The organism is Geminocystis sp. GBBB08 (assembly GCF_016743215.1).
GTDB lineage: Bacteria > Cyanobacteriota > Cyanobacteriia > Cyanobacteriales > Cyanobacteriaceae > Geminocystis.
Genome location: NZ_VRZC01000038.1, coordinates 1 through 26,732, shown reverse-complemented (window position 1 = coordinate 26,732; position 26,732 = coordinate 1). Strand labels below are relative to the sequence as shown.

General features: G+C 32.7%; 25 protein-coding genes and 2 pseudogenes. 10 read left to right on the top strand and 17 right to left on the bottom strand.

The features are described 5' to 3' along the window. Positions 1-7 precede the first annotated feature (7 nt). Complete coding sequence (locus tag FWJ34_RS07200) at positions 8-151, bottom strand: hypothetical protein (protein ID WP_308254647.1); 144 nt, start codon at positions 149-151, stop codon at positions 8-10. Between the two features lie 204 nt (positions 152-355). On the opposite strand from FWJ34_RS07200, the pseudogene FWJ34_RS07195 reads away from it, so the two are divergent. Next, positions 356-724: pseudogene (locus tag FWJ34_RS07195) on the top strand (Uma2 family endonuclease); the annotation flags it as partial. Positions 725-814: 90 nt separating this feature from the next. Continuing rightward, on the top strand, positions 815-1,909 hold the full coding sequence (locus FWJ34_RS07190; RefSeq protein WP_308254646.1) for a polysaccharide pyruvyl transferase family protein: 1,095 nt from the start codon (positions 815-817) through the stop codon (positions 1,907-1,909). Here the strand turns inward: FWJ34_RS07190 and FWJ34_RS07185 are convergent. From FWJ34_RS07185 to FWJ34_RS07175, 3 genes are all read right to left on the bottom strand, one after another. Next, positions 1,906-2,388, bottom strand: a complete 483-nt coding sequence (locus FWJ34_RS07185) for a DUF3386 domain-containing protein (RefSeq protein WP_308254645.1) — start codon at positions 2,386-2,388, stop codon at positions 1,906-1,908. The two genes, FWJ34_RS07190 and FWJ34_RS07185, sit on opposite strands and share 4 nt — an antisense overlap. Positions 2,389-2,515: 127 nt before the next feature. Continuing rightward, a complete protein-coding gene (locus FWJ34_RS07180) occupies positions 2,516-3,604 on the bottom strand; it encodes a Gfo/Idh/MocA family oxidoreductase (protein WP_308254644.1) in 1,089 nt (362 codons plus the stop codon). Positions 3,605-3,871: 267 nt separating this feature from the next. Beyond that, entirely contained in the window at positions 3,872-5,599 is a 1,728-nt protein-coding gene (locus FWJ34_RS07175; protein ID WP_308254649.1) for a diflavin flavoprotein, read from the bottom strand. A 223-nt stretch (positions 5,600-5,822) separates the two neighbouring features. Between FWJ34_RS07175 and FWJ34_RS07170 the strand changes: the two genes are divergently transcribed. Further along, complete coding sequence (locus FWJ34_RS07170) at positions 5,823-6,035, top strand: type II toxin-antitoxin system VapB family antitoxin (protein WP_308254643.1); 213 nt, start codon at positions 5,823-5,825, stop codon at positions 6,033-6,035. Beyond that, positions 6,022-6,426, top strand: coding sequence for a PIN domain-containing protein (locus FWJ34_RS07165; RefSeq protein ID WP_308254642.1), 405 nt, complete (start codon positions 6,022-6,024; stop codon positions 6,424-6,426). The genes FWJ34_RS07170 and FWJ34_RS07165 overlap by 14 nt, the downstream gene beginning before the upstream one ends. Before the next feature lie 247 nt (positions 6,427-6,673). Here the strand turns inward: FWJ34_RS07165 and FWJ34_RS07160 are convergent, their stop codons facing one another. The 10 genes from FWJ34_RS07160 to FWJ34_RS07115 all read right to left on the bottom strand — a co-directional run bounded on the left by FWJ34_RS07160 (position 6,674) and on the right by FWJ34_RS07115 (position 17,123). Then, entirely contained in the window at positions 6,674-9,865 is a 3,192-nt protein-coding gene (locus FWJ34_RS07160; RefSeq protein WP_308254641.1) for a type ISP restriction/modification enzyme, read from the bottom strand. A gap of 36 nt (positions 9,866-9,901) precedes the next feature. Next, the gene (locus FWJ34_RS07155) at positions 9,902-10,087 is read right to left on the bottom strand and encodes a type II toxin-antitoxin system HicA family toxin (RefSeq protein WP_308254640.1); all 186 of its coding nucleotides are present in this window, start codon (positions 10,085-10,087) and stop codon (positions 9,902-9,904) included. A 195-nt stretch (positions 10,088-10,282) separates the two neighbouring features. Next, positions 10,283-10,378, bottom strand: coding sequence for a hypothetical protein (locus FWJ34_RS07150; protein WP_308254639.1), 96 nt, complete (start codon positions 10,376-10,378; stop codon positions 10,283-10,285). A 142-nt stretch (positions 10,379-10,520) separates the two neighbouring features. Beyond that, positions 10,521-10,742 carry a hypothetical protein gene (locus tag FWJ34_RS07145; RefSeq protein ID WP_308254638.1) on the bottom strand — a complete coding sequence of 74 codons (222 nt, stop codon included), beginning with the start codon at positions 10,740-10,742 and terminating at the stop codon, positions 10,521-10,523. A 279-nt stretch (positions 10,743-11,021) separates the two neighbouring features. After that, entirely contained in the window at positions 11,022-13,643 is a 2,622-nt protein-coding gene (gene mutS / locus FWJ34_RS07140) for a DNA mismatch repair protein MutS (RefSeq protein ID WP_308254637.1), read from the bottom strand. A gap of 392 nt (positions 13,644-14,035) precedes the next feature. Beyond that, positions 14,036-14,815 (bottom strand): hypothetical protein, encoded by a 780-nt coding sequence (locus FWJ34_RS07135; RefSeq protein ID WP_308254636.1) that lies wholly within the window; start codon positions 14,813-14,815, stop codon positions 14,036-14,038. Between the two features lie 24 nt (positions 14,816-14,839). Then, positions 14,840-15,355, bottom strand: a complete 516-nt coding sequence (locus tag FWJ34_RS07130) for a type II secretion system protein (RefSeq protein ID WP_308254635.1) — start codon at positions 15,353-15,355, stop codon at positions 14,840-14,842. 151 nt (positions 15,356-15,506) lie between these two features. Then, on the bottom strand, positions 15,507-16,013 hold the full coding sequence (locus tag FWJ34_RS07125; RefSeq protein WP_308254634.1) for a type IV pilin-like G/H family protein: 507 nt from the start codon (positions 16,011-16,013) through the stop codon (positions 15,507-15,509). 179 nt (positions 16,014-16,192) lie between these two features. Then, positions 16,193-16,819, bottom strand: coding sequence for a class I SAM-dependent methyltransferase (locus FWJ34_RS07120; protein WP_308254633.1), 627 nt, complete (start codon positions 16,817-16,819; stop codon positions 16,193-16,195). A 10-nt stretch (positions 16,820-16,829) separates the two neighbouring features. Then, positions 16,830-17,123, bottom strand: coding sequence for a hypothetical protein (locus FWJ34_RS07115; protein WP_308254632.1), 294 nt, complete (start codon positions 17,121-17,123; stop codon positions 16,830-16,832). A 342-nt stretch (positions 17,124-17,465) separates the two neighbouring features. On the opposite strand from FWJ34_RS07115, the gene menD reads away from it, so the two are divergent. Next, positions 17,466-19,208: a 2-succinyl-5-enolpyruvyl-6-hydroxy-3-cyclohexene-1-carboxylic-acid synthase gene (gene menD / locus FWJ34_RS07110; protein WP_308254631.1), complete on the top strand. Its 1,743-nt coding sequence runs from the start codon at positions 17,466-17,468 to the stop codon at positions 19,206-19,208. A gap of 32 nt (positions 19,209-19,240) precedes the next feature. Here the strand turns inward: menD and FWJ34_RS07105 are convergent, their stop codons facing one another. Further along, positions 19,241-20,101, bottom strand: coding sequence for a calcium-binding protein (locus FWJ34_RS07105; RefSeq protein ID WP_308254630.1), 861 nt, complete (start codon positions 20,099-20,101; stop codon positions 19,241-19,243). 124 nt (positions 20,102-20,225) lie between these two features. Further along, the gene (gene radA, locus FWJ34_RS07100) at positions 20,226-21,740 is read right to left on the bottom strand and encodes a DNA repair protein RadA (protein ID WP_308254629.1); all 1,515 of its coding nucleotides are present in this window, start codon (positions 21,738-21,740) and stop codon (positions 20,226-20,228) included. A 241-nt stretch (positions 21,741-21,981) separates the two neighbouring features. Here radA and FWJ34_RS07095 point away from each other — a divergent pair, with 241 nt between their 5' ends. Next, positions 21,982-22,209, top strand: coding sequence for a DUF2887 domain-containing protein (locus FWJ34_RS07095; protein ID WP_308254648.1), 228 nt, complete (start codon positions 21,982-21,984; stop codon positions 22,207-22,209). On the opposite strand, the gene ccsB is transcribed toward FWJ34_RS07095, so the two are convergent. Beyond that, a complete protein-coding gene (gene ccsB / locus FWJ34_RS07090; protein ID WP_308254628.1) occupies positions 22,163-23,155 on the bottom strand; it encodes a c-type cytochrome biogenesis protein CcsB in 993 nt (330 codons plus the stop codon). The two genes, FWJ34_RS07095 and ccsB, sit on opposite strands and share 47 nt — an antisense overlap. Before the next feature lie 330 nt (positions 23,156-23,485). On the opposite strand from ccsB, the gene FWJ34_RS07085 reads away from it, so the two are divergent. The 4 genes and pseudogenes from FWJ34_RS07085 to FWJ34_RS07070 all read left to right on the top strand — a co-directional run. Beyond that, positions 23,486-23,692: a hypothetical protein gene (locus tag FWJ34_RS07085; protein WP_308254627.1), complete on the top strand. Its 207-nt coding sequence runs from the start codon at positions 23,486-23,488 to the stop codon at positions 23,690-23,692. Between the two features lie 157 nt (positions 23,693-23,849). Further along, a complete protein-coding gene (locus tag FWJ34_RS07080; protein ID WP_308254626.1) occupies positions 23,850-24,932 on the top strand; it encodes a PIN/TRAM domain-containing protein in 1,083 nt (360 codons plus the stop codon). 278 nt (positions 24,933-25,210) lie between these two features. Further along, positions 25,211-25,516: a 2Fe-2S iron-sulfur cluster-binding protein gene (locus FWJ34_RS07075; protein WP_308254625.1), complete on the top strand. Its 306-nt coding sequence runs from the start codon at positions 25,211-25,213 to the stop codon at positions 25,514-25,516. Positions 25,517-25,816: 300 nt separating this feature from the next. Then, positions 25,817-26,629: pseudogene (locus tag FWJ34_RS07070) on the top strand (NAD(P)(+) transhydrogenase (Re/Si-specific) subunit beta); the annotation flags it as partial. Positions 26,630-26,732 lie beyond the last annotated feature (103 nt).

Genomic DNA, 26,732 nt, shown 5'->3' with positions numbered 1-26,732 from the left:
AATATGATCACAAGAACAAATAACTAGCCAATCTATCTCTATCCCAATCTAAAGAGCAAATTGCCGTAGTATCAAGGGCAATAGCTTCTACTTGAGTTGTAAGACGTGAAGTTGTTTTAATGAGAGTTGTCACCATAAAATTATTTCCCATCTATAATATTTTTTCTTCTTTACCTATTACAGTTTTCTAAGTAAAAATACTAAGGAATCCAAAATTTTGTTATTATTATCATCGTGGTTAGTATTGTTTATAAATTTTTACAATAATCACTGTAAAATATAAAAATACTACTACTTTGATTGCCCATCGATGGATTACTGTTAAAATATTTTATGTCTTCCTATATTTTTGCTTATGATTGTTTCTTTAGAGCCTCAAATTGATTACCCTGACAGTGATGGACAACCTATGGCAGATAATACCAAACAGTTTCGTTGGATTGTGTTTCTAAAAGAAAACTTAGAGTGTTTATTTGCTCAAAATCCAGAAGTATTCGTTGCAGGTGATTTATTTTGGTATCCAGTCGAGGAGAAACCTGATGTTCGAGTTGCTCCCGATGTCTTAGTAGTTTTTGGGAGACAAAAAGGCGATCGAGGTTCTTATCGTCAATGGCAAGAAGATAATATTCCTCCTCAAGTGGTATTTGAGATTATTTCTACGGGTAATACCCTCAAGGAAATGATCAAAAAACAGCAATTTTACGATTACTATGGGGTAAAAGAAATTGATTTAATATACCTCTTGCAAAACTAAAATAAATAATACAATTTTTTTATTATTTTACTTCTCTTCGTTTACAACCTTTATAAAAAAATGTCTATAATACTACACGGCTCATTTAATAGCAATAACTTTGGTGATACTCTCCTATTAAAGATATTTGCTGATTACATTAAAAATAAATATCCTTATCATGAGATATTTGCAACAAATACAAGCAAGAATACCTCTGAATTTTGTAAAGTCAATACAATATCAGTTTTAGATGCTTTGAGATGTCATCAACCAATTGTGTTTTGTGGCGGCGGCTATTTTGGAGAACCTCCTCATTTGATTCAGCGTTGGAGTCTTAATTTATGGAGAAAGCACCTTTTTTTTGGTCTTGGTGCAAAAAATCAACAAATACCTTATGCTATCTTGGGGGTTGGCCTTGGCCCACTTACAAAATGGTGGACCCGTTATCCAATTGTCAGTCTCATTCGAGATGCAAAAATATGTGCACTTAGAGACAAGGAGTCAGTCAATTATCTTCATTCCTATGATGAAACAATTAATTGCCAGCAAGTTGCGGATCCAATACTTTCTTACTGTTCGTCCGATTTGATTAAAATCTCTAATATGTTAAATCCAGATGTGATAAAACAACAAACAAATAAAACTTCTACTCAAAAAATAATACTTCACATTCCAGGACGTTATGAAAATGCTGAAATGCGACGATTTATTGCTGAATGGATAGTACTCCTAACTAAATCAAGGAATGATGTAGAATTAGTTGTCTTAGCAGATATTTCTCTTAAAAATAGACCTGATTTTTTCTCTTGGCTGTCCAATATCGATGACCAACGAATTCGTATAGTTGAGTATCTGAATCCATCTCAGTTGTTAGCGGAAATAATAGATTCTTACGGCGTAATTACTACCAAACTTCATGTGGGAATCTGTGGTGCAATTTTGGGAAAGAGAGTAATTTCTTTTCCTTTTCATGCAAAAACGCACAGATTTTATGAACAAATCAAAAGAACTGATATATGTCAACCGTTAAACATCTTAAATCAGGTAAAAGCAAAAGAACTTATTCTTAATCTTATTAATGGAAAGCTCGAGCCAATTATATTAGATGAATCAATTCGGCAAGATTCATTAAAAATATGGAGTTTATTAGACTATTTTTTGGAGAGTCTTTAATCCTTTGACTCATTGTCATAACCTTGTGATAAATAACCCTCATCGGTGTTGAGAATATCAAAAGTATTAATAGCAACCATTGAGTTGCCGATTTTACGATAAACAAAAGATACAGCATTATTGTGTACTTTATATTTGTTGCCTTCTCCCGCCCCTCCCACAAGGATTTCTACAGCACCGTTTTCATCTTTAGCACCAAAAGTGAAAGTATTTTCACCGTGACTTTTCTCAAAACTATGGTTAACTCGGTGAATGGTAATCTCCCATAGTTGACTTGTAATTGCTTTTTTTTCTGGACTTTCTTCTATCCCTGATACTTCAAATTGTAAATTTGATTTAATTTCTCCTTTTGCCTTATAAATACCTTCAGGTTTAATTAAGGTTATGTCACAAGTATATCCCGGAAAATCCTCAGACCAAATATAGCGGTTTTCGTAAGCTGATCGAAAAAGTGCTTCTGCTGTAAGTGTTAATGTCATTTTTTAGCCTCTTATATTTATTTATCATTATATAATAAATTTAGAATTTAAAATGAAGAAAATTTAGCCATTGCCCTGTGCATCGGTGCATCGTTACCGCAACAAGTATAATTACTTAATTAATTAATTAATTACTTAATCGTTGTTTTTGTTCATGGGATTGATGGGTTAAATCCATTAGTAATTGTGAATATAATCCTTCTTTTAATGATGGTGGTAAGTTGATATTAGTTTTGATGGAGTTGACTAATTGATCAACTAGCCGCAAAAAAGGTGCTAATCTACCATCGGTATATACTTGAGGAAAGGCTAACCTTTTGGGAATTTCTACTTCTGTTAAAGGTTTATCACTATTAGAAGCATATAATTTAAACCCATGAACATAATCTTTGAGATTACGGCTACCTAATACTAAAGTACCTTTTTCGCCATAGATTTCTAACCAATGCCCTCTACCTTGATAAGTAACGGAACTAAGATTAACCTGTACTGGTGTACCGTTTTTCAATTCTAAGGTGATTAAACAAGTATCATCAGCAGTGACGGGCTTTAATTCATTATTAGACAAAGGATCTGGTCTTTGTGCGATCGCATTGCTTAAATGAGCGGAAATAGTTTTTACTTCACCAAATAACCAATTAAGATAATCGAAAACATGAGAGCCGATCGCGCCTAAAACACCGCCTCCTTTTTCTTTGACAGAATACCAATTCCATGCTCTTTCAGCATTAGCACGGGAAGCTACTAACCAATCAATTTTAATGAAACGAATATTACCAACATAATCTTGCTCTAAATATTCTTTTAATAATTGCCATGAAGGAATGAATCTAAATTCAAAGTCAGCCATGGCAATTTTACCTTTTTGTTGTGCTAATTGATATAATTCTCTCGTTTCACCGGCATTCAAATTAAGGGGTTTTTCCAAGAGGATATGTTTATCATTTTCGAGGGCAATTTTTGCCATATCGTAATGTAAAAATGGCGGTGTTGAGATACTAACTACATCAACCTCAGATAATGAGCAAATATGAGCTAAATTGTCACTAGCATAGGGAATATTACACTCATGGGCAATGGCTTTAGCTTTGTCTAAATTGTGATGATAAATAGCGGTAACTTTTGTGTGGGGGTGCATTTGAAATGCTGGTAAATGAATTTGTTTACCAAAACCAGTACCTACGATCGCAACACCTATTTTTTTTTCATCAGCCATGAGATATTCTTTTATGTAATTGTTTATTTTTTTTAATATACTAATAAAAATCAAATGTGACTTTAGGCTAGGGAAGAGCGGATTTGGGAAGAAGTAACAGATAAACCTTTGAGTCAAGGCAATGAGTAACAAAGGGCGGCCATCCCTTTGCCTTGTTAGGAATTAAGACCCCTCTTGCAAAATTCAAAGTAAAATCTGTTTTAAGGTGAAAAATGTTGATTTTTTAACTCATTACTTATTACTTATTACTCAACTTCTGCAAGAAGTCTAATAATAATTACCGACTTTACGATGATGCACCGCCGTTAACCCATCTGGTTTTGATACTCGTCCTGTGGTAACTTTACTATAAACTACCCAATGATCACCACAATCCATACGACTGACAACTTCACATTCAAGGTAAGCTAAAGCATCGATTAAAATAGGCGATCGATTAGTGGCTATTTGGGTTTTAACCCCCCCAAAACGATCGGCACCGGGGGGGAATCGTTTTAGAAAATGTTTCATCAGAGGCTGATATTTGCCTTCTTCGAGAATGTTTAAAACAAAAGTATCACCTACTTGTAACAAAGACTCGATAGCCCGATCTTTCGCCACAGCAACAGTAAAACCGGGAGGATCAAAACTTGCTTGTGTTACCCATGAAGCCAACATTGCTCCATTCGCTTCTCCTTTTTGGGCTGTGATAATATACAAACCACCACTAATACGCCCCATCGCCTTATCTAAATCGCTGTCAAGGGATTTTCTTTGTTGAATACTGGCTTTTTTGGTTAAAATTTGTCCTAAGTCAACCCCAGATTCTTCACAGAGTTGATAAGTAGTTTCGTGGGGTGTCTCTTTGATGCGAATAGGTGTAAAAGCGGAAGTTAAACCTAAATTTTGTAACTTAATAGTAAGTGGATCTATAGGCTCATCATCACCGCCATAGGATTCATATAATCCAACAGTTTGCTTATTATTAACACAAGCTAAAATTGCCCCCATTTTATTACTAATTTGAGCGTTATGATTATCGGTTAACGGTGGCATTCCTAACACAATTCCAGCAGATTTACCCACAATTTCAGGGATTTCGTGAATATCTGTGCCGTTAAGATCGATCATTTCTACCGTAATTCCTGTTTTGGTGATACCTTTAGCTATGGCTTGGGAGAGGCGATCGCTATAACCATAATCAGAGATATAGAACACGGCAACGCTTTTTTCTCCTTTACTTTGTTCATTACTCCAACGGTGATAACGATCTAGTAATTCTTTTACATTATGCTTTAAAATCGGTCCATGACCGTTAGCAACTAAGGTAATTTCTCCTAACTCTGACATTCGTTTCATCGCCGATAAAACTGATCTAGCATTAGGTCCCATCAAACATTCATAATAAAAACGGTAATCTGGGGAAATGTCTGCCAAATTTTCATCATATAAAGCTGCACTACAATAGTGCATTCCAAACGCATCACAGGTGAACAGAATTTCTGTACCATGATCATAACTAAAAATAGTATCGGGCCAGTGTAAATTAGGAGCATTAATAAATTCTATTACATGACCATTACCCAAATCAAGGCGATCGCCATTTTTGACAATTTGTCGTTTAAAATCCAGATGCACAAAACCCTCTAAAAATTGAATAGCTACCTTAGCAGCTACTACAGTAATATGGGGGGCAATTTCTAACAAATCCTTGACTAAACCACTATGATCAGGTTCAGTATGGGAGATGATTAAATAGTCAATATCTTGAGGATTAATAACTTGATTAAGACAGTCAAAATATAGTTGTTTAAATTTGAGATGAGAAGTATCTACTAAAGCATTTTTCTCTCCTTTAATTACATAAGAGTTATAAGTAGTGCCATTTTGTAACCCAAATTCAATATCAAATCTATCTCTATCCCAATCTAAAGAACGAATCGCCGTAGTATCAAGGGCAATAGCTTCTACTTGAGTTGTAAGACGTGAAGTTGTTTTAATGAGAGTTGTCACCATAAAATTATTTCCCATCTATAATATTTTTTTTTCTTTACCTATTATAGTTTTCAAAGTAAAGATACTAAGGGATTAAAAGTTTTATTATTATTATCAACATGGTTAGTCTTGTTTATCTGTTTTATCCCCCGTGACTGATTCCCCAAATACAAAATACTTGCTAATATTTTGTACACAGTGTTGATAAAATTATATATTATGTTTATGTATATTAATTGAGATTATGAAAACTAATATTGATTTAGATGAGCAACTACTTAAAGAAGGTTTTGCTATTACTGGATTGAGAACAAAAAAAGAGTTGGTTAATTTTGCTTTAGCTGAATTGGTGAAAAAAAACTCCCATAAAAATCTTTTAGAATTAGCTGGGGAGATTGAATTTATTGATGGTTTTAATACTGATATGATCAGAGTAAATCGCTATGTTATTGATTGATACATCAATTTGGATTGATATATTTCGAGATAAGTCTAAGGCAAAATCAGCAAAACTTAATACTATTCTTAACGGAAGAAATTATTATCTTCCTATTTTTAGCAAAATGGAACTTTTACAAGGATGTAAAGATGAGATTGAATGGGCAAAAATGAGTTCTTATTTGGCTGTCCAAAACTATCTTGAGCCTGATTATACTTCCATTTGGGATAATTCCGCCCGTTTATATTTTGAACTTCGCCGTCAAGGAATTACTATTCGTAGTAATATTTATTGTGCCATCGCCGTTATAGCTTTAGAAAATAATTTCACTTTGTATCATTACGATCGAGATTTTGAAGCGATCGCACGGCATACATCCCTCAAACAGAAGAAACTTAATCTGTCATAGCGTATTGATCGTGAAGCTATCTTAGAGATTGCTTCGTTTTTGTCTATCCCAACCCAAGTGTAATAATAAATGTCGATCGCACTTTATTTAACAAAAATTAACTTATTAATCTGGGTAGAACTATTATTCTATTAAGAATTCTAAAGTACTGAAAAATAGTATAAAGTCAAAACTCATATTAGTTAAGAGTTTGAGACTATTTTCTTATATCGAATTCAGGTAAAGAAGGGCACAAAGTTTTTTAAATTTATGGCAACGGAAACTGATAGATTATCTTGTCAATCTCTCTCATTATTTTTATGGTTTCTTGCAAGGCAATAATAATTTTTTGATAGTGGATTATATCTGACTCTGAGAGGGATATATTTGTTTTTTGTCTATCTTTTAACCATTTTTCTAATACTTGATAACCGCCTATTTTAAATTCCCAAAGTTGTTTACTAACATCACTAAAATAACAGTCTTTATTGATAAATATTTGTCGTTTATTTTCGTCATATTTAACCAGTGTCACCTCATTTTTACCATCACCTTGATAATGAAATTCGCCTTTTTCTTGCTCAAAAATTGGTAAATCTTCTGACGTCAAAAAATTTGAGCGAGTTAGTTTAATATCAGGTAAAATTTTCAGTAAATGTAAATTAACTAACCTCTCTCCTTTCTCTGCTAATTGATTAAATAAATTTTGATTACTGGTAAGAGGAATACGAGGAAAATCTATCTTTAAAAATTGGGCGTATCTTTGACAATAATTAGGAGAATGTAAAACGCCATAGATATAATAAAATATTTTTTCAGGAGTAGGAGTATAATCTAATTTATTCGTTATTGCCTTGATAAATTCAGGGGAAAAATTAGCGGATTTTTCCGTTTGTGTCGTAATTTGTCCATTTTCTTCATTAGGATAAATGTAAAGAGGGAATAAATAGTTAATTTCTTTAGTTTTATTAGAAATAGCACAAGATTCTATAATATTTTCAGTCATTCCAACTAAAAACCATTCTCCCGATTGTGATTGTTGACGACATATTATTAAACCTAAATTTTCACCTAATAACATATTTTTCATAACATTACTTCTACTACGAAAAATAAAACCGCTAGATTTGCCTGTATAGTAAATATATTTAACATCAAAAGGACGGTATAAAATCGGTTTAATTAAATCAGAATTAATATTACTATCTTTAAGATCTTTTTGAGCGAGGGAAACTTTCCAATCTTGACTATCTTTTCCTAAATCATATTTTTCTCTAGCTTCTTCTTCTGATAAAGACACAAAATCTTTGATAACTTTTTCGACATTTTCAAAACTATCATGAATAGTTAATTTATCTCTAGCGGTAACAATACCCACGGAATTAACAGGCATAATATCAGTAATTTTCCAACCTTGATTATATTCTTCTAACAAGAAAGTATCTTGAGGGGTAAAAAGATAAAAAGGCGATTGAGGGTTAACGGTTTCCCACTGAATTTCATAAAAATTTAACTCCTTTAATTGTTGATATTTGCTTTCACGACTTCCCCATATATCATAATAATAAATTCCGTCTTTTATTTGATGACTTTCTTTTTGGAAACCTAAAAATTTTTTATCCCTAGGTATATCTTTAACGGCGATAATAATAGAAACACCTTGTTGAATATCAAAGACATTTTTATCAGGTGTGCCATCAGGAGAAACCTCTTTTTTCTTCGCATTACCATGTAAATTAATTAAATAAATACAGTCAAAACTCTTCATTAAATGTTGACGCATTCCCCGAAAAGTAGGATTATCTAAATAACCATGATTAGTAACAAAAGCTAAAATTCCCGCCCCAGTTTCATCAATTCTCCACTGTCCAAATCTGATAAATTTAACATAGTCATCCTGCAACCATTTAGAATTTTTTTCGTTTAAATCTAAACTATCAATTTTATAATAATCTTTAACTAAAGCATCAATCCAACTACCTTTATTAGCAGAATGCCCGGCATAAGGAGGATTGCCAATCACAACATTAATGGGAATTTGATTTTTAACTTCTGCCGCTTGACTAGCTTCTTGTGAGATATATTGAGCAAATAATGACTCAGATTTTTTAACCCCTTCATCTAAACTATTAGTCAGAAAAATATTTAACCTTTCCTTGTCTTCAAAACCATAACCTAATGTTTTTAATAATAACCCTAATTTTAAATGAGCAATAGTATAGGGAGTCATCAACAATTCAAAACCAAATAAACGATTTAAAATCTTTTTTTCTTTAAATAATTCATGCCAATTCCTGACACCATAACGATTAAAATCATTACAAATTTGCTTAATTATCTCAGATAAAAAAGTACCAGTACCGGTAGCAGGATCTAATATGTTTACATTAGTGTTGGCTAAACCATGATCCAAATAAAAATAAGTTTCTAAAACATCATTAACCGATTTTACCATAAAAGAAACTACTGGTTCTGGAGTATAATAAACTCCTCTACTTTTGCGTAAATCAGCAGAATAAGCCGTTAAAAAAGTCTCATAAAAATGAATAACAGGATCTTCTTTTTGAGTTTCTCTACCAAAATTTTCTAAAATATTATCCATATCCACTTCTGCTAAAAGTTGGATTAAAATATCAATAGTCCAATAAATTTTACTAACAATATTTGTACTTATTACCGTATCAAATAAACCTTTCAAAAAGGGAATTTTATCACTGATATAAAAACTAGCACTTTGACGATTAAACCCTCCGTCTTCGACTCCCCTCTTCATGAATTTTTCTTCTAATTCAGAATGCCCAATTCTAGCAGTAAATAAACCATAGGCAATAGTTTGAGCGTACATATCCGCAAAATTATCGTTATCTAAATCAGGTAATAATAATTCCTGAAAAACTAATTTTAATTGTCTTAATTCTCCTTTATCAGTTTCAATTTTTAAAGCTTCTTCAATACTATAACGAAGGGTTTTGGTTACTGTTGCCATGGCACTAGCTAACTCATTATAATTATTGATAAATTTTTCTTGATAATTAAGAAAAGACAGAATTAAATGTTTAACTGTTTCTTCTTCTTTATTGGCAATAATTTTGTTATTTTTTACACTACCTATAGTAACTTTTTGTTGTAATTTTCCTTCTTGATACCAGCGAAATTCTAAAAAATTAGTTAAGATAAAATTTTGGGCGATCGCACTGTCTAAATAACGTTTAAGTTGTTCAGTTTCTTCAATAATATCTAAATTTTCACCGATTTTTTTAGCTTCAATATAACCGATAACTTTATTATTTTTTCTCACAGTAAAATCAGGAATACCGGCTTGATTGCCCTTTTCTTCAATAACAGCATTAATGCCTAATATAGCACTATCAATTAAAGTTTTTAAACTAGGATAATGACTTCTTTTACTACCTTGTAATAAAATATTTTCTAACTCTTGTAAATAATAATTAAAATTCATGAATTAGCTCTCACTTGACTTATAATTTTCTCAACATTAATAAATATATATATATATAATCTGTAATAATTGAGCTTGATAAGACTCTAAAATTGAATCTCGAATAAAGATACTTGCTTTACCTTGTTTTATAGGATGCTTAAAATGATAATGACTTCCCGTAACTTTAACTTGATACCATCCATCTTGAGTTAATTTCTTGATAATTTCTTTACTATTCATTCTCAATTTTATTCATATTTTTATAGTTTTAACTTCTAAATTAATAGCTTGGGTTTTGATATGTCATTTATAATAATTTAACCTCAATGATAATTAACAATTTGTACATCAAAGGCATTTCCTTCATGTCAAATAAAACATAAACGCCATTGCTTATTAAGTATTATCCCGATAAACTTCCCGACGATGTTTACATTACAAAATTTTTATTTGTAAATTAGAGTCATCAATATAATATCTGAGACGATAATCGCCTATTCTAATACGATATTGATGTTCCGGTCCTTTCATTTTAATTACTCCATTTGGACGAGGTTGATGAGATAATTCTTTTAACTTTTTAATAATTTTTCAACTATTTCATTAGGTAACTTATCAATTTGTTTTTGTACCGACTTTGAGATAACTACTTGATAATTATTCATCAATTTTGTTAATTTTTACTGCGTTTTTCTATATATTTTTCAAGGGTTAAGTATTCCCCATTATTATATTCTTCCTCAACAAATTTAATATCTTTGATCGTTTCTTGATTCTCAGTATAACTAGCTTCTTCCAACTCAAAAATTTGCTGTTCTAGTATTTCTAATAATTGCTTTTTATTTTCTAAAGATAAGGAAATTATAGCTTTTGTAATTGACTCTAAAGTATTCATATTTTCGATTCTATTATTTATGATTTTTGATATAAAATTTGTAATAATTTAGCTTGAGAAGAATCTAAATTTGTTTTTTTTCGGTTTAATATGATAATTGATTGAGCAAAATTATTCATTTTATTCTACTATAGATTTTAATTAATAATAAATATTAAAGATATTTAGTTTCATTTATTATGCCCTAAAGGGTAAACTACAAACTATTTTATTTTAATCATAAGGTTTGTAGTTGAGGCTTTAGCCTTAATATGTATGCCCTAAAAGGCAAACTACGAACTATTCAAATATGTCTAATTGACTCATTATTTCTTCCGTATTATCATTATTAGAAGGAGTTAATTTTTTGATATTTTTTCTTAATCCCATCGCAATTTTACTGTGTTTTTCGATTTGACTCATCACCTGTTTCGCACGGCTAATTACAACTTTGGGTAAACCTGCCAGTCTTCCTGCTTCAATACCATAGGATTTATCTGCCCCTCCTGGTTTCACTTCGTGCAAGAATATGATGTCATTCTCTAATTCTTTCACTGTTACTTGATAGTTGGCTACGTTGTCAAGAATGGAGGCTAATTCGTTTAATTCGTGGTAATGGGTAGCGAAAATTGTACGACACTGTATCTCTATAGCTAAATACTCCGCAACCGCCCAAGCTATTGATAAACCGTCAAAAGTAGCTGTACCTCTACCTATTTCATCTAGCAATACTAATGATCTATCTGTAGCATGATTTAATATATTAGCTGTCTCATTCATTTCTACCATAAAAGTAGATTGCCCAGTACCTATGTCGTCCACTGCTCCTACACGGGTAAAGATGCGATCACAGATAGATAATTTTGCACTTTCAGCAGGAATAAAGCTACCTATTTGTGCCATTAATTGAATCAATCCTACTTGACGCAAATAACAACTTTTCCCACTAGCATTAGGTCCTGTTAAGATGATTAAATCAGGAGTTTTTTCAGCCCCTAAAAAAGTAGAATTAGGTACAAACATCCCAAATCCTAATAACTTTTCTACCACCGGATGTCTGCCATTTTTTATTTTAATAACTCGATCATCTGCTATCTCAGGTCGGTTATAATTTTGATATATAGCTAACTCAGCTAAACCTGATAACACATCCATAGCGGCGATCGCCTTCGCAACTTTTCTAATTAGTTCAGTTTTTTCTCCTACTTGAGAGCGTAAATTAACAAAAATTTCGTATTCAAATTTTCCTAAATCATCTTTAGCATTTAAAATACGATTTTCTTTCTCTTTTAACTCAGCAGTAATGTATCTTTCTTCGTTTAATAAAGTTTGTTTTCGTTGATAATTTTCTGGTGCTAATTCTGCTTTTGATCGAGGCATACTGATATAATAACCAAAAGTTTTGTTATACCCCACCTTTAAATTAGCTACTCCTGTGCGTTGTCTTTCCGTAACCTCTAGATTTGCCAACCATTCCCTATCACCCTCAATCAGTTTGCGCATCTCATCTAAATGCTCATTGACACCCTCTCGAATTATGCCACCTTCTTTTACATGATTCGGAGGAAACTCCACAATAGTATCTAAAACTGTTTTCCCCAACTCTTCCAACTCAGGAGGCACATTTTGCAACGCCTGAAAATAGGGTGATTTACCTTCCTTTGCCAACTCTGCTAAATAGCTCAATTTCGTCAAAGAATCCCCTAAATTAAGTAATTCCTTCGGATTAGCTGTACCAGCACTCACACGCCCTGTTATTCTCTCTAAATCGTAAATATTCTTAAATAATTGCCTGATTTCTTCTCTAAGGGGCAGATTTTCCATCAATTCGGCGATCGTTTCTTGACGAGCAATAATTCCTTGCTTATTAAGTAAAGGTTGCAATAACCAACGCCTTAAAGCCCTTGCCCCCATAGCCGTACAAGTTCTATCTAAAGCCCACAATAAACAGCCGTGGAAGGTATTATCTCGCACTGTGGTTGTGATTTCGAGGTTTCGCCGAGTGGTGCTGTCTAAAACCAAATAATCGCTAATATTATAAGTGCGAATTAGTTGTAATGGTACTTGATTGGCTTTTTGAGTTTCCTGCACATAATCTAATAAACCTCCTGCCGCTCGAATAGCTAAGGGTAAATGCTCACAACCGACACCTTCTAAGGATTTGAGCTTAAATTCAATCAATAATTTAGGCTTGGCTTCATTAATCTCAAAGGCTTTTTGCGATCGCAATGAGTAACAAAAACAATCAGGTAAAAAGTCAGGAAGACTATCAGATTTTTGACCAGGACGTAGTAAACTGTTAATATCAGGAGCATTAACGGGAAATAAAACTTCAGCAGGTTGTAAACGCAGTAATTCCGTTGATAAGGCGTTTAAATCCTTTCCTTGAGTTGTAAAAAATTCCCCCGTAGAGATGTCTGCGTAAGCCAATCCCCAATATTCTTTAGCTACTACCACTGCCCCTAGAAAGTTGTTTTTCTTGGAGGGTAACATCTCATCTTCGGTAATCGTGCCAGGAGTTAATAACTTGGTAATCGCACGTTTGACAATCCTTTTTTCTGCCGCCGCCGTTGCCGCATCTTCCACTTGATCACAAATTACCACAGCATAACCTTTTTCTACTAATTGTCGCGCATATCGGTCAAGGGCGTGATGAGGTACACCTGTCATGGCAATTCTACCAACATTCTGCCCTGCATCTTTACTGGTGATAACTAATTCTAACTCCTGTGCGATGGTGATAGCATCTTGAAAAAAGCACTCAAAAAAGTCTCCCACCCTGTAGAGTAATAGTGAGTTAGGATATTGCTCTTTTACTTCCACATAATGCTGATACATCGGGGTTAAGTCTTGGGGATTGACGGGGCGATAATCCTCATGGGGGGCATCTCTGGTGGCTTTATTGGTAACTATTTCGCTCATTATTTCAACATATTTTCACATTTTCTCCTATTCTATTATTAATTACTCTCAAAGCATCAGACCTTTAGCAAATTAAAATTAACATAAATTTTTTATCAAAATTTTGGGTTTAAAACCCCGTCCTTCTATGGCTTTCTATTTCTTAATTTTGTTACCATTCTTAAAAATATATGTTACTATAAAAACTGAGTTGTCAAATACAATTGTCTTAATTTTGGGGTTGCTCAAAAAGTATTTTTGTGAAGATAGGTATCCTCACGGGGGTAGGTATTTTACATTCTGGTGTTGACTAGAGGATGTTTTTGCTTTTCCTTTGAGATTACTCTGTAATTTTTCCTTTGTTTTATTATATAACTGGCCTTGAAATCTAATTTTTTGACATATACCACAATCTAATCATCTTCTGGTAACTTTATTTGTACCTCTCCATTCTTAGAAATTACGACTTCTCCTCCTAAACTTTTAATTTTATCTATAGCCATTTGTCTAGTTTTATCATCAAAAACAGTACTTAAAACCGTTCCCCATGCTCCTACTTGAGCTTTTTTACTGTCAGGATTTTCTTCCAAAAATTTAACGGTGTCTAAATTACGTTGTGCCACTAATTTTCCGGCTTCATCTCCCCTTGCCAAAGCCCATTTTGAGGATTGATTATAGGATTTTTTTGCTTCTTCAATATCTCCTAAAAATAAAATCTCATCTACCCCTTTATACATCCAAAGAAGAAAAGCATCACGATTAATCTTTGGAGATAAATTAGATAAAACTTGATTAAGTAAAGAAACTGTTTTTTGAGGTTGTGCCGCATAGATAGAGTTAGCGGTAGAAAGCATAAAATAAGCATCCACAAAATAAGGATCATATTTACTAATTAACTCAAAATAATCCGTAACCGCAGAGTAATCAGTTTTGTCTCGTGCCTGAGTATCCCCAAAATACTGAATAAATTGTAGATATTGCCAGTCTGCTAATAAATTACCATAGCCAAGGGTAGGCATTTTTTTTTGTATTGCTAATGCCGTTCTTAATTTTTCTTCTTCTAAAGAATAGTCAATATGATTATTTTTTTCTTCAAGATATGTTTTTGTATATTCTTCCTGTAAAAACCAAATTCCCCCACCAACTATTAGCAAAATAAAAAAAGGCACTATTGATTTTACTTTTGCATTCATAATCAACTATAATAAAATTAATTATTATCTTAGTTTAATTCCATTGTTGGTGCAATCATCAGCAGAATTGTCCCCTACATTTACCGTTCCAGCTATTTCTACCGATTGGCAAAGAGCCAAAGAATATGCCCCAGAATTATAATAAACCCCGATGGCAAAATTTCTGACCTGATCCGTTACTCCATTAATAGCAAAGGCTTGATGTTTTACTCTTGTACTATTTACATCTGTAGGATTAGGAATAGTATGATACTTACCACTAACACCTGTATCAGTACCAATTCCTAATAAAATTAATGTGGGAGCAAAGGTTTGTTTTTCCCAATGATAACCTTGTTGTCCTCTAGCAATTAAGCCTAAATAACTTTTGGTTTCACTTTCTCGACTTTTGCCGATTTGATTGATAAAGTTAGGTATGGCAATGGCAGATAAAATACCAATAATAACAGTCACTACGAGGAGTTCTATGAGAGTAAAACCATCCTTTTTTTCTTTTTTCCACTGAAAAAATTTACCTAATAACTGATAACATATATTCATTATTCTCCAAAAGGTTAATCATTTTAATAATATTAGTTTACCCATTTTAGTAGAAGTTACATCAACGGAGCATCCTATAAATTAAACAAAAAATAAAGACGGATCTAATTTTAAAAGACCCATCTTAATATTTTGACGAATAATTTTTGTGCTATTTTAAAGCAACACCAGAGGTACAAGATCCACCACTACCAGCAGCCGCACCACCAATATCGTTTGATTGACATACAGCAGTGGTGTAAAGACCACTACCATAAGTTACAGAACCTGCATAATTTCTGACGCCGTCATTAGTTGCGTTGACGGCAGCACCTGTACTATTTCCTGCATTAGAAGCAAAGGTATAATATTTACTGGTAACCACTACACCTAAAGCATTAGTTGCGGCGGCGAGGGCTGTATTATCAAGGGAGGCGGAAAATCCTTGTTTTTCAAAGTGATAGGCTTGTTGTGCACGATTAAGACTACCCATACCATTTTTAGCTTCAGTTTCTCTAGCTTTACCAACTTGACCCAATAAGTTAGGGAGAGCAACAGCAGCGAGTACACCGATAATAATTACTACGACTAAGAGTTCAATTAAGGTAAAACCTTCTTCACCTTTGTTTTTTTTGTTGCGGAGGTAAGATAAATATTTTAAAGTTACTTCTGGTTTCATGGCTTTATGCTCCTGTGAGAGTTATGTTTTAAAGTTTGTTTTTTCTCTTAGTTACACCTTACCCAACTTCGATCAAAAACCTATCACTCTTTCTTTTTTTTTTTTTTATGCAATTTGATGATTCTTTACAATACCTGAGTTTATCCTAAAATTACATATATTTTATTCTGTCCAAGTACTTATAATTTTTTTGTTTGAATAACTTGTAAACTTCCTCCAGCATAAAGTTGATTGTCAAGGATGGTAAATTTAGTATTAATAAGTTTTTGTGCTAAATCAGTCTTTAATAATTGCCATGCAGTTTCCGTTTCAAATAACCACATAAACAATGTTAATCCGGGTATGAATAATAAGTTTTGGGGTTGATGTAAGTCGATGAAGGTAAAAATTCCTTGAGGTTTTAAGACTCGATAAACTTCCTGGAAAATTTCTTCTAATTCTAGGGTTGTCATTTCGTGTAAAGCTACACTGGTATGGACAAAATCAAAGAAGTTATCACTAAAAGGCATTTTTTGAGCCAATCCTTCTACAAATTGGGCTTGAGGTACATTTTTTCGGGCTTTTTCTAAAGAAACTGTCGATATATCTAAACCTGTGACTTGTTGGGAGTAGTTGACTAAAAATTTAGTAGTTTGTCCTGCACCACAACATAAATCTAGTATTCTACTATCAGGATTAATGTTCAGATTTTTTAATGCTAATTGTCGAAACTTGGTTTCACCGCCAACGGGTATCGCTGCTAGTTTGGCAATGGTATCATATAGCCACTGATATTGATAACTTAAAGGACGTAGAAAGGTTGCCATGTTAATTTTTTTATAACTTGGTAGAAATCGATCGCAAAACGTCGGGAATTAAAGTGTCATCGCTAAATTCTAACATGGTTTCTTGATAACCTAAATAGCCTGAATTGGTAAAAAATAATAACATCCGACTTAATGCTATCCAAATTTCGGAAGCAAATTCCCAATCCCCATTAATCGGCGTATAATCACTGATGGATTTTAATGCCCAAAAATAATTATTGCGTACGATGGACTTTCCTTTTTGATATTGGGGTAAATCTTCTTTCTCTATGTAAAGAATGTCATCTTTGATAAAGGCTTTCATAATCTTAATTAGAATGTTTTAGGGAAAACTTAACTGATAACCAGTTAGAATAAGGTAAAATTTTCATAACTTCAATCAAAACTAATGAATTTTTATACGGTGATTTTAAGAATTTGTAGACAATTTGGTTTTACTGATGAGGAAATTGAAATTTTGATTAAATAATATTTTAGGAGGCGATCGCCTTTCCTCTATTTAATAGTAGCTTGATGTATGGAAGCATTAAAGAAAAAATTAATAGTTGTGGGAAATTCTCTCACAAAAACGATAAATATTTGTTCTAAATTCTAATTAGTTCTAAGTTTTGCTATATACTCGATTATAGCTTAACTTTGATGAAAAATGACCTTAAATTTTATTAATATTAATACTCTTTGGAGTTCGATAATTGTTGAAACTTTAGCTAAATTAGGGTTAAAAAATGCTGTTATTAGTCCGGGTTCAAGATCAACTCCTTTAACTCTGGCTTTTGCTGAAAATAATTTGATTAATTCTATTCCTATTTTAGACGAAAGATCCGCCGGTTTTTTTGCGTTAGGATTAGCTAAAAAAAATAAAATTCCTACGGTTTTAGTTTGTACTTCTGGCACGGCAGGAGCTAATTTTTATCCAGCTATTATTGAAGCTAAATATAGTAATATTCCTTTAATTATCTTAACTGCTGATCGACCTCCTGAATTAAGAAATTGCCATGCAGGACAAACTATTAATCAAGTTAATTTATATGGGAATTATCCTAACTGGCACACAGAATTATCTTTACCATGTATAGATTTAGATCGGTTATTTTATTTACGACAAAATATTATTTATGGTTGGGAAAAATCTTTTTTTCCTTCTAGGGGTGTTGTTCATATTAATATACCATTTCGAGAACCTCTTGCTCCTATTTTTGAGTTAGAAATTAGCGAAGACAAACAAACTTTTATTTATCAAAAACTATTTAGTAATTTTATTGCTATTAATTTTAATTTTGATAACTATACTTTGGATTTAACCAACTATTTAAAACACTGGAAAAAATATTCTCAAGGTATCATTATTGCTGGGGTAGATTCTCCTGATAATCCTCAATTATACTCTAAGGCGATCGCCTTTTTATCACAAACATTAAACTTTCCAGTATTGGGAGAGGCTTTATCTCCAGTCAGAAATTATAGTGATTTGAATGAGAATTTAATTATTAACTATGATCTGATTTTAAGAAAGACAGAATTTGCTAATAATTTGATACCTGAAATTGTTATTTTATTTGGTGAATATCCTACCAGTAAAGAGTTAAGAAATTGGTTAAATAAACTTAAAGTTACAACTTATATTATAACTAGCAGTGAAGATAACTTAGACGCTTTACACAGTAATTCAATCCATCTAAGAATTAATCCTGAAAATGTTATTAAATATTTAACTACTATCGACAAAAAATCTTCATCAAATTATCTTAATCAATGGTTAACTATCGATGAAAAGATAAACATAAATATTCATCAGGAAATGAGAAAAAATAAGCAAATATTTGAAGGAAAAGTTGCTTGGATGTTATCACAATATCTTCCTGAAAAAACTCCTATCTTTATTGCTAATAGTATGTCAGTGAGATATGCCGAATTTTTCTGGCAAAAAAATAATCGTCAAATAGAAACTTTTTTTAATCGTGGTACTAATGGAATTGATGGCACTTTATCCACAGCTTTAGGTATCGCTTATCAAAACCAACCAGCAATATTATTAACGGGAGATTTAGCTCTTTTACATGATACGAATGGCTTTTTAATTCATCAATATTTTGAAGGAAGTTTAACGATTATCTTAATTAATAATAACGGTGGTGGAATATTTGAAATGTTACCCATAGCTGATTATCAACCTTTATTTGAAAAATATTTTGCAACTCCTCAATTTATTGATTTCCCTAATTTAACTCAAACATATAATGTGAATTATAAATCTATAAATAATTGGCAACAATTACAAAATTTATTAACTAATTTACCAAAAAAGGGTATCAATCTTTGGGAAATAAAAACTAACAGAAAAACTGATACTCTATGGTTAAAAGAACAATTTATTACTTTGCTAACTTGAGAATTGAGAATTAAGAATTGAGAATTAAGAATCTAGTTATTTAATTTGACCACTGAACCTAATAAACTCACAAATGCACTGCCCCAATGGTGCACTTCTAAAAAGTTAGCTGATTCTGGGGCAGGTTTGTATAGCTTAAATGTCTTCATAATTCCTAAACTTGCTATACTTTCTAAAGGACCAACAAAACTAATATCTTGATCTAAAAAATAGTCTTTTTCTGCCCAATATTTCATCTGTTCATTATTTAAGAAAAAACAGCCAGAATGAGGATTTAATGCCCGGCGAAAAATAACAGGATTATTCATTATTTGTCCTTGTAACTCTGTTTCTTCATTTACGTTTTGAAAAGATGCAGTTACTCGGTGTAATAAATCACCATCTATATAACATTTTCCGGTGTATTGATTAAGACTTAATTCATAACGATTGGCTTGTAACAATTTTTGATAATCTGTTACTTGATTAAACCAATTTAATTTAGTAAAAAATTGAGCATCTCTAATAATTAGATCATCTTCTAAGTAACAATAATAATCATATTGATCTATCTTTTCTTGCAAAATTTTATGACATTCAAAACCTAATAATAAAGCTTCCGCATTAGTTTTATAATGTTTAAATAAATCTGAGGGCAAAGGAATTTGATCAATTAAATGATTATTTCCTGTCGTACAAATAAAAATGTCTATAGTTGTGTTTGATAAAGTATTAGCAGAAATAGCGATTCTTTCTCCTACTTTTATCATTAATTGTGGTTTTCCGAATAATTGTTGTAAGGATACTATAGAGCTTGTTAAGGCTTGTATTCGAGGTTCAGGATTTCGTTGTGAGCCATATTTAGGGTTATTTTCTTGACGAAAAAAATGAGGAATTGTTATTAATATTTTCATAATTTTTTTCTAGGTTAAATTATATCTTTAGAAGAATCGATAACCCACTTTGGACTAGAGTTCAAAGCTAATAGCTAACGTTATCTAACGATAACTAAAAGTTTTTAAAAATTGGCAGGTTTTTTTAATTCTTATCATTCTCACTTTCATCGTCATTATTCTCCTCATTCATGGAATTACCTGGCATCGCTACTACAATGGCATCAATAACTTTTGCTACAGTGATGACTTCTAAGCCTATATCGGTAGGATATACTTGACCTTTGGGCACAATTGCCCGTTTAAAGCCTAATTTCGCCGCTTCTTTTAATCTTAGTTCCATTTGCGACACTAAACGCACTTGTCCTCCTAACCCTATTTCTCCAATTAACACTGTACGAGGATCAACTACACGATCTCGAAAACTAGCAACAATGGCGATCGCCATCCCTAAATCGGCGGCGGGCTCTTCAACACCTAAACCTCCAGCCGAGGCGACATAAGCATCTAATTTTGAGAGAGGAATACCGACTCTTTTTTCTAACACCGCTAAAATTTGTTGTAGTCTATTATAATCGACTCCTGTAGTAGAGCGACGAGGTGAAGTATAACTTGTCGGACTTACGAGGGCTTGTAACTCAACCACAAGAGATCTAGTACCTTCACAGGATACAATAGTAGCCGTACCTGGGCTAAGTTCGTCTCGATTGCTTAAAAATAACTCTGAAGGGTTAGAAACCTCATCTAATCCGTGATCTACCATTTCAAAGATACCGATTTCATGGGTAGCACCAAAACGATTTTTGACAGATCGTAACAAACGATGGGAGGCATATCGATCGCCTTCAAAGTATAATACCGTATCCACTAAATGCTCTAATACTCTAGGTCCTGCGATGGCTCCTTCTTTAGTAACATGACCAACAATAAAAAGAGTGATATTTTCTCGTTTTGCCACTTGCATTAATGCTGAAGTACATTCTCTCACCTGAGACACTGAGCCGGGAGCAGAATTAAGAGTAGCATAATGAAGAGTTTGAATACTATCAATAATAGCGACTTGAGGTCTTAAAGATTCTAATTCTCGCAAAATTTCTTCTAAATCTGTTTCAGCCAAAATGTAAAGATTTGGTTCAAACACGTCAGACTCAGAAGTATGATTATTATTAGAAACATCATTAGGATTTTCTTTTGTTACCCCTACGCCTAAACGAGAAGCTCTTAACTTGATTTGTTGTCCTGATTCTTCTGCTGAAACGTAGAGAATACGAGGAAAACGGAGAGATAATTGATTAGCAGTTTGTAACAATAAAGTTGATTTGCCGATGCCTGGATCTCCGCCAATAAGTACTAAAGAACCAGGTACAATACCACCACCTAAAACTCGATCTAATTCTTGATAACCAGAATTCATGCGGGGTTGTTCTTCTTCAGTTATGTCAGAAAATTTTACAGATATTCTTGGTTGTGCCGAAGTTGGTTTTTTCTGATGATTATTACTTTGAGACTGCCAACCAGCACGAGCATTACCGTTATTATTACCGTTGATAATTTGTTCTTCTAAAGTACCGTAAACATTACAACTAGGACACTTGCCAAACCACTGAGAAGATTCTGCACCACAAGAGCTACAGATATAAACGGTTCTCGTTTTTGCCATGATAGTCTGTATCTTATTGTTTCACTATTATCTGTTACGCAAAACTTTATCATAATTGATTATTTAACTAAAACATTGTTTGAAAAAGTTTGCTTCTGTCATCTTCAGCTTATGGACTAATGTCTTCTCCATAAGACTTGATTCGAGGATATTCATTATACCACGAAATTAATTTTTCTAAATTGATGATTATTTTTGAAAGAATTATTCATCTCTTTTTACTAGTAATTTCAAAAGTACGATAGGAAATCAATATGTTTATACCTCAAATTTAGCCTTATTAAAACTAATAGTAACGCCAGAAAATAATGTAATATCAGAGGCACAAAAAATTTTAGACAGTGCCGAAAATCAAGAGCCGTTTAACTTCAGATTAGATTTAGTGGGGGCTATACTGGTAAATAAATTTCCCCAATTAATGATTAAAAAAACCAGCCGTAAGAATGTAAACCTTTACCTAAAAGATTAACTCCTAAATAACATACCCACACCACCACAAAACCACTGGCGGCCAAGATTGCCGGTTTTTTTCCTTGCCAACCTTTAGTAATTCTTGCGTGTAAATAAGCAGCAAATACTAACCATGTTATCAATGCCCATGTTTCTTTTGGATCCCAACTCCAGTATGATCCCCATGCTTCATTGGCCCACACACCACCAGAAATAATACCAATGGTGAGTAAAGGAAAACCTAAGCCGATGATACGATAGCTAATATTATCAAGAGTATCTATTAAACTTAATTTTTCGGGAGTAAGGGATATAACTTCTGTTGTTGGTTTAGTTAAAACGGCTGTATTACCCGAAGAATTATCAATATCTAAAATCACAGATTCAGTTTTATAGTTTAAACTTAATTTTTTAACATTACGGTAAGCTCCGGTACCCACAGAACTTCCCCTTAATTGAATTTCTTTGCCTTGAGTGAGAATTAAAAATGCGATCGCCATTAAAGATCCTACCATCAAAGCCGAATAACTAAACATCATGACGCTAACGTGCATCATTAACCAGTTAGATTTCAAGGCCGGGACAAGAGGTTCACTGTGTTGCATTTCTGGAGGTAAAGATAGTGCCGCAAAGGCAGTAATTCCCATCGCCACTGGAGAAGTTACTACTCCTACTAACCTACTGTTACTCATATTTTCGGCAATTAGATGTACTGCAGTAATACCCCAAGTTAAGAAAAATAAGGATTCATAAAGATTACTTAAAGGAAAATATCCTGCTTCAATCCAACGGGCAATTAATAATGTTGCGACGGCCAAATTGGCAATAACCATTCCCGTAGTGCCAATTTTCGGTAAAAAAGTTAAATTAGGGAAAGCCGTACCTACCCAATAACATAACATAGTAATAAAAAGGACGGCAAAAGAAATATTATCTAAAGTATTTTGTAAATTGACTAAGTTCATAAGTGTTAAATGTTGAGATGATTAATTAATATAAACGTGTTTTGTTTATTATGTTAAACTTGAATTTGTTACTCCATTTTAATGGACGTATGCTATTAACACTTAAATTTATTTCAAAGTGATACAATTGCAAGAAAATCTTTGTAGCCAAAATTTTATCCCAAACTCATGTTAACTATTTTACGAGATAAGGTTGCAATTTACTTATTTGTTAAGGCTTTTGGGAAAAAATCTTAGATTAAGCCAAGGCATTTTTTAAATGATTAAATAATTATCAATTTTCGTTTTAAGGCTTCCATACATAAAGCGACACGGGAATTAGTTGTTTGTTTGTCCAATAAATCTAATCCTAGTTTCGTTTTTATATTAGGTACCAAAGTAATGAATGCGATCGCAGAAAGTTTACCAGATGGAGATTATCAAATAACAACTTTACCTGATCATAAATTTGAAGTCAAGTTGAGTTGGAGAATAAAATCACTTAGCTGTGAGTCTATTAAGGATTATAAGAAGGAAGAAATCAACATCCATCGATGAAAAATGAAGATTTATTTCCATTGATTAAGTTTCATCAAGAAGTGAAGGAATCTTGAATAAAAGTTAAAATAGATTGCAGGTTAACTCTACTTAACAGATTAGTTCTAACTGAGAGATTATAATAAATTATCAGTATCCCAAATTAGGATCGAATTTTATGATTGACGTAATTATTATTAGTATTTTTGTTTTAGCCTTCGGCGGTATTGGCTTTGATATTATTCAAATTCTACCGGATAATATACAAAGTCAAATATCAAATATTCAGGCTTTGCGATGGTTAGTGGCAGGATTTGCTTCTATTCTCGGTTTAGCTATGGGGTTGGTGGCACAAACTACCTATCGAAGATTAGAGCAAAAAATCCGTAAAACTCCCATTGAAGTTATTATCACACGAGCTATCGGTTTAGTAATGGGGTTATTGTTAGCTAATTTAATGTTAGCCCCTATTTTCCTCTTACCAATTCCGGGTAATTTTAGCTTTATCAAACCCATGATGGCAATTTTAGGAAGTATTATGTTTGCGGTTTTAGGACTATCTTTAGCCGATACTCACGGGCGCACTTTTTTACGCTTAATTAATCCTAATAGTATTGAGTCTATGTTAGTGGCTGAAGGTACATTAAAACCTGTTGCTACCAAAATTCTTGATACTAGCTGTATTATTGACGGGCGTATTCAACAATTATTAGCTACTGGTTTTCTGGAAGGACAAATTTTAATCCCTCAGTTTATCTTAAACGAATTTCAACAATTAGCAGATGCTACCAATGATCAAAAAAAAGTCAGAGGTAGAAGAGGATTAGACATCTTAAATCAAATGCAGGAAACCTATCCTGATAAAATTGTGATTCACCCTGAAGAATATGAGGAAATAACCACTGTTGATGCTAAACTATTACACTTGGCTCACGATATTAATGCCATGTTAATCACTAATGATTTTAATTTAAGTAAAGTAGCTAGTTTACAAAAAATTGAAATTTTAAATATTAACGATTTAGCACAAGCTGTAAGACCAATTTATTTACCCGGTGACTATATTGACTTAAAAATTCTTAAACACGGAAAAGAACCAACTCAAGGTATTGGTTACTTAGAAGATGGTACAATGGTGGTAGTAGAAGAAGCAAATGGTCATGTAGGAGAAGAAATGAGAGTTGTGGTGACTTCGGCTTTGCAAACTTCTGCAGGAAGAATGATTTTTGCTAAAACTAATGCTTCTGTGGTGATTTCTTAAAATTTTGTCATCAAAAAAAGGTAACTTATAATTACAGTAATTTTCATTCACATAACCCACAATACTCAATCACTAATATAGGGCAATATATACTCTACTTTTTTTTTGAATATAGTTTGGTTAAAAATTGCTGTAATAGTTTTTTTAATGTTAATTGTTAATTCTTTCTCGTAAATTGTAAAGATTGCTTAATAATGTTACGGTACTTGGATATTAAGTGAACATTGAAGATTAAGATAAAATTAAACATTTTTAAAACAATTATTATAAATATAACCATGGCAAATAGTTATCAAGTTAAATTAGTTAATCGACAACAAGGTCTCAATAGTGTAATTAATGTGGCTACAGATGAATACATTTTAGATGCGGCAGAAAGACAGGGTTTTAATTTACCCTATTCCTGTCGGGCAGGTGTTTGTGTAAGTTGTACTGCTAAGTTACATGAAGGCACAGTTAATCATGATTATGATTTTTTAAAACCAAAAGAAATTGAAGCAGGTTTTTTCCTTAGTTGTAAAACCTTTCCTACATCTAACTGTGTGATAGAAACTCATCAGGAAGATGCTTTATTAGATTTATAACTCTTTAATGATTTCTTCTTTATCGTTTAACGAAAATGTTTACCAAAATTCTCCATCTTCTTTGAGGTGGGGATTAATTTTTCTGTAGTTTTTGTTAATAGAATTTTTGGTCTAATTTGGTAAGAAAATTAATTTTTTATTCATCCATCTAGTATTACAAATAATAATTAACAAAAATTCAACAAATCAATATATTTTGCTAATTTTCTTAACAATTAAAAACTCATAAATTTAATAACCTAAATATTAGAGCATTATTTATCCTCTATTGTCAATTAATCAATTACAAATTCAATATCTATGACAAATAATTTCATCACCGTCGCCTATATCGCCGCTAGTGCCTTATTCATTCTCAGTTTAGCAGGATTATCCAATCAAGAAACCGCAGGAAAAGGCAACATTTATGGTATTGTGGGAATGGCGATCGCATTTTTGGCTACAGCGTTTAGTGCTGAGGTTACAAATTATACAACCCTCATTACTGCCATTATCCCCGCCGTGATAGTGGGTGCAATTTTAGCTAGTAGGGTAGCGATGACATCTATGCCGGAATTAGTGGCAATTTTACATAGTTTTGTGGGTTTAGCCGCCGTATTAGTAGGAGTCGGTAATTATTTACAACCAGAATCTGGTTTAATAGGCTCAGAAGAATTTATCCATCAAATCGAAATTTATATTGGTGTTTTCATAGGCGCTGTCACTTTTACAGGTTCGATTGTTGCCTTTGGTAAATTACGCGCTATTATCAGTTCAAAACCCTTAATGTTACCTGCTAGACATTTTCTCAACTTAGGTATGTTGGGTGCAACAATTTATTTCGGATATGCCTTCCTCAACACCGAATCTGGTTTACAACCGTTACTAATCATGACTGGTATCGCTTGTTTATTGGGAATTCACCTAGTAGCTGCTATCGGTGGTGCTGATATGCCAGTAGTTATTTCCATGTTAAACAGTTATTCAGGATGGGCTGCTGCTGCTGCTGGTTTTATGTTAAGCAATGACTTATTAATCATCACCGGTGCATTAGTGGGTAGTAGTGGTGCAATCCTGAGGTATATCATGGGTAAAGCTATGAGTCGCTCGTTTATTAGCGTCATTTTAGGCGGTATTTGAGAAGGAAGCGGCTAATCAAGCACCTTCAAGTCCAATCTATAAGAGAGTGGAGGTGGTTGGTATCATTATGATTGAAGTGGCGAGTTATATGGAAATG

Excerpts from the sequence above, each read along its gene's own strand:
- FWJ34_RS07170 (WP_308254643.1), top strand. The coding sequence starts at position 5,823 with ATGAAAACTAATATTGATTTAGATGAGCAACTACTTAAAGAAGGTTTT.
- FWJ34_RS07120 (WP_308254633.1), bottom strand. The coding sequence starts at position 16,819 with ATGGCAACCTTTCTACGTCCTTTAAGTTATCAATATCAGTGGCTATAT.
- mutS (WP_308254637.1), bottom strand. The coding sequence starts at position 13,643 with ATGAGCGAAATAGTTACCAATAAAGCCACCAGAGATGCCCCCCATGAG.
- FWJ34_RS07175 (WP_308254649.1), bottom strand. The coding sequence starts at position 5,599 with ATGGTGACAACTCTCATTAAAACAACTTCACGTCTTACAACTCAAGTA.
- FWJ34_RS07200 (WP_308254647.1), bottom strand. The coding sequence starts at position 151 with ATGGGAAATAATTTTATGGTGACAACTCTCATTAAAACAACTTCACGT.
- FWJ34_RS07130 (WP_308254635.1), bottom strand. The coding sequence starts at position 15,355 with ATGAATATATGTTATCAGTTATTAGGTAAATTTTTTCAGTGGAAAAAA.
- FWJ34_RS07135 (WP_308254636.1), bottom strand. The coding sequence starts at position 14,815 with ATGAATGCAAAAGTAAAATCAATAGTGCCTTTTTTTATTTTGCTAATA.
- radA (WP_308254629.1), bottom strand. The coding sequence starts at position 21,740 with ATGGCAAAAACGAGAACCGTTTATATCTGTAGCTCTTGTGGTGCAGAA.
- FWJ34_RS07190 (WP_308254646.1), top strand. The coding sequence starts at position 815 with ATGTCTATAATACTACACGGCTCATTTAATAGCAATAACTTTGGTGAT.
- menD (WP_308254631.1), top strand. The coding sequence starts at position 17,466 with ATGACCTTAAATTTTATTAATATTAATACTCTTTGGAGTTCGATAATT.
- FWJ34_RS07150 (WP_308254639.1), bottom strand. The coding sequence starts at position 10,378 with ATGAAAGGACCGGAACATCAATATCGTATTAGAATAGGCGATTATCGT.
- FWJ34_RS07125 (WP_308254634.1), bottom strand. The coding sequence starts at position 16,013 with ATGAAACCAGAAGTAACTTTAAAATATTTATCTTACCTCCGCAACAAA.
- FWJ34_RS07145 (WP_308254638.1), bottom strand. The coding sequence starts at position 10,742 with ATGAATACTTTAGAGTCAATTACAAAAGCTATAATTTCCTTATCTTTA.
- FWJ34_RS07185 (WP_308254645.1), bottom strand. The coding sequence starts at position 2,388 with ATGACATTAACACTTACAGCAGAAGCACTTTTTCGATCAGCTTACGAA.
- FWJ34_RS07105 (WP_308254630.1), bottom strand. The coding sequence starts at position 20,101 with ATGAAAATATTAATAACAATTCCTCATTTTTTTCGTCAAGAAAATAAC.
- FWJ34_RS07155 (WP_308254640.1), bottom strand. The coding sequence starts at position 10,087 with ATGAATAGTAAAGAAATTATCAAGAAATTAACTCAAGATGGATGGTAT.
- FWJ34_RS07080 (WP_308254626.1), top strand. The coding sequence starts at position 23,850 with ATGATTGACGTAATTATTATTAGTATTTTTGTTTTAGCCTTCGGCGGT.
- FWJ34_RS07180 (WP_308254644.1), bottom strand. The coding sequence starts at position 3,604 with ATGGCTGATGAAAAAAAAATAGGTGTTGCGATCGTAGGTACTGGTTTT.
- FWJ34_RS07165 (WP_308254642.1), top strand. The coding sequence starts at position 6,022 with ATGTTATTGATTGATACATCAATTTGGATTGATATATTTCGAGATAAG.
- ccsB (WP_308254628.1), bottom strand. The coding sequence starts at position 23,155 with ATGAACTTAGTCAATTTACAAAATACTTTAGATAATATTTCTTTTGCC.
- FWJ34_RS07115 (WP_308254632.1), bottom strand. The coding sequence starts at position 17,123 with ATGAAAGCCTTTATCAAAGATGACATTCTTTACATAGAGAAAGAAGAT.
- FWJ34_RS07075 (WP_308254625.1), top strand. The coding sequence starts at position 25,211 with ATGGCAAATAGTTATCAAGTTAAATTAGTTAATCGACAACAAGGTCTC.
- FWJ34_RS07160 (WP_308254641.1), bottom strand. The coding sequence starts at position 9,865 with ATGAATTTTAATTATTATTTACAAGAGTTAGAAAATATTTTATTACAA.